Source organism: Streptococcus oralis (assembly GCF_001579525.1).
GTDB lineage: Bacteria > Bacillota > Bacilli > Lactobacillales > Streptococcaceae > Streptococcus > Streptococcus oralis_M.
On record NZ_LQZC01000023.1, the window covers coordinates 1 to 438 of the forward strand.

Sequence of the window (438 nt, forward strand, 5' to 3'; positions counted from 1 at the left end):
CTACCTGTCTCTGTCAACAGATTTTTTAAACTTTTTTCCAAGTTTTTTTAACCGCAATACACCATAGTCCGTACGGGATTCGAACCCGTGTTACCGCCGTGAAAAGGCGGTGTCTTAACCCCTTGACCAACGGACCTGAGCTTTTCAACTCTTTCTATTATACCTACTTTTTCCCCTTTGTCAAGAACTTTTTTCAATGAAGTTGATTTTTTATTTTCTTCACTAACTTAACTACTGCTTCCGTCCGTGCAGTGTGGGGAAACATATCGACCGACTGGATATACTGGAGATCATAGACTTTTACCAGTTTAACTAAATCTCGCGCCAAGGTCGAAACATTGCAAGAAACATAGACCATTTTTTCTGGAACATAGGTCAGAATGGTATCCAGTAGCTTACCATCTAAGCCTGTACGAGGAGGGTCGACTATCAGGGCAT

The 438-nt window shown here is 41.6% G+C and carries 1 tRNA gene and 1 pseudogene; both read right to left on the reverse strand.

What is annotated here, in order from left to right:
* Positions 1-64: 64 nt before the first annotated feature.
* Positions 65-136, reverse strand: a tRNA-Glu gene (locus SORDD25_RS08925).
* A 57-nt stretch (positions 137-193) separates the two neighbouring features.
* Positions 194-438 (reverse strand): annotated as a pseudogene (locus SORDD25_RS08930) (23S rRNA (uracil(1939)-C(5))-methyltransferase RlmD); the annotation flags it as partial.